The organism is Rhodococcus sp. KRD175, from assembly GCF_017168275.1.
Taxonomy (GTDB): domain Bacteria; phylum Actinomycetota; class Actinomycetes; order Mycobacteriales; family Mycobacteriaceae; genus Rhodococcoides; species Rhodococcoides fascians.
Map to the genome: position 1 here is coordinate 1 of NZ_JABFAQ010000019.1, position 1,968 is coordinate 1,968.

Here is a 1,968-nt window from a genome sequence, read left to right on the forward strand (position 1 = left end):
ACATCTGGTGAAACTGGTCCGTGATGGCGCCACCTTCGAGAAAGGCAAACTCGTCGAACCCGACGCCACCTCAGGCACCCAGGAGGCCGCCTGAAAACCGCTCATCCACAGGTCTTGACAATATCTCTTGCACCGCACCGTACGCACCGTGCTGATCACCGGACTCTTCGGCGGACTCGAGGTCGCTCTGGGGGTGATGGCGTACCTGGCGGTGCTGGACGAGACCGGCAGTCACCTGCTGGCAGGCCTGGCGTTCGGAATCGGCCTCGTGGCCATCTATCTCGCGCACGGTGAGCTGTTCACCGAGGATTTCCTGATGCCGATCGCAGCGATTGTGGCCCGCAACGGCACGCCTGCGCAGCTCGCGAAGTTGTGGGTCGGGACTCTGCTCGCGAATCTGCTCGGCGGTTGGTTCGTGATGTGGTTGATAGCGCACGCGTTTCCGCAATGGCTCGAAGTGTTGTCCGAGTCTGCGCATCATTTCGTCTACGCACCCTTGGATCTTCAGTCGATCTGCCTCGCTGTTCTCGGCGGCAGCACGATGACACTGCTGACCCGCATGCAGCAGGGAACCGAATCCGACGTGGCGCGGATCATTGCCGCCATGGCGGCAGGTTTTCTGCTGGCCGGATTGCAGTTGTTCCACTCGGTCCTGGATTCCCTGCTGATCTTCGGGGCCATCCACGCAGGAGCGGATGTGAGCTACCGCGAGTGGATCGAATGGTTCGGATACACAGTGCTGTTCAACATCATCGGCGGCGTCGTGTTGGTCACGGCGCTGCGCTTGGTCCGCACGAAGGAACTGGTGAAGTCCGAGCGTGACCAGAATTCTGAGTAGTCAGCGGAACCGGGAGTCACGGACTGCTGTTCGACACCCAGCGCTCCAGGCTGCGCCGAGTCTCGAAGCGTCGTACAGCTTTCGAGATCGGGTCGATGAATTCGATTGCACTGGCTAGTAATTGGAGTGGTGCCGTGAAGTCGTCGACGGCCCGCCCGGTTGCCGTCGGATACAGATCGTCACCCAGGATGGGGATGCCCAACGAGTTCATGTGCAGACGTAGCTGATGGGTTCGTCCCGTCGACGGTGTCAGTCGATACCGTCCGATGCCCTCGCGGTGTTCCAAGAGTTCGACGACGGTGTGCGCGTTGGGTTCTCCGGTCACTTCGCGTGCAGTGAACTGGCCCTTGTCCGAGACTATTCGGCTGCGTACCTCGGCAGGCAGGGTCAGCGACGGTTCGTAGGCCGCGATGGCCTCGTATTTCTTGTGTACCTTCCGATCCTGGAACAACGTCTGATACGCCCCGCGAAGTGTCGGATCGACGACGAACAGCACCAGGCCCGCGGTGACGCGATCGAGTCGATGAGCAGGCACCAGTTGCGGAAGATCGAGTTCGAGGCGCAGGCGCACCAGCGCGGTCTGCAGAATGTGGCCGCCGCGCGGGATCGTCGGTAGAAAATGCGGCTTGTCGATCACCAGTACGGCGTCGTCCCGGTGCACGATCGAGAGGTCGAATGGCACAACGGTTTCTGTCGGCAGGTCGCGGTGGAACCAGACAGCGTCGCCGGGGACGTACGGCGCATCAGCGGATACAGGCCCGCCCATGTCGACGACCTCGCCCGCAGCGAGCATCTCGTCGATGCGCCCCGGCGAGATCCGTTGCTCGGTCGCCGTCAAGAACTCGCGGACGGTGTGCCATGTCCCGTCCTCGGGCATTCGGACGCGTGCGGGGTCGAGGCCGTAGCGCTTCGCCAGGGGCGGTTGCTGGCGTCGTCTCACCGAGCGAGCGTATCCGCCCGCCGAGATCGCACTTGTGCAGACGATCGATAGCGATTCACCTACACAAGTGCGAACTCGCTACTCGCAGCCGATGCCGTCGTTGTCGCGGTCGAGGTGGGGGCCGTAGCCATACTCGTCGCGGTAGACCGGTGCAGCTCCGGCGTCGCGGGCGGCATCGCAGTTCTGGTAC

At 62.6% G+C, this 1,968-nt stretch carries 3 protein-coding genes; 1 reads left to right on the forward strand and 2 read right to left on the reverse strand.

The window, feature by feature from the left end; all coding sequences use genetic code 11:
• Nucleotides 1-127: 127 nt before the first annotated feature.
• On the forward strand, nucleotides 128-838 hold the full coding sequence (locus J1M81_RS23455) for a formate/nitrite transporter family protein (protein ID WP_206498949.1): 711 nt from the start codon (nucleotides 128-130) through the stop codon (nucleotides 836-838).
• Between the two features lie 16 nt (nucleotides 839-854).
• On the opposite strand, the gene J1M81_RS23460 is transcribed toward J1M81_RS23455, so the two are convergent.
• A complete protein-coding gene (locus tag J1M81_RS23460) occupies nucleotides 855-1,778 on the reverse strand; it encodes an RluA family pseudouridine synthase (protein WP_176456768.1) in 924 nt (307 codons plus the stop codon).
• Nucleotides 1,779-1,856: 78 nt separating this feature from the next.
• On the reverse strand, nucleotides 1,857-1,968 hold a 112-nt coding region (locus J1M81_RS23465), incomplete at its 5' end, for an excalibur calcium-binding domain-containing protein (protein ID WP_206498950.1).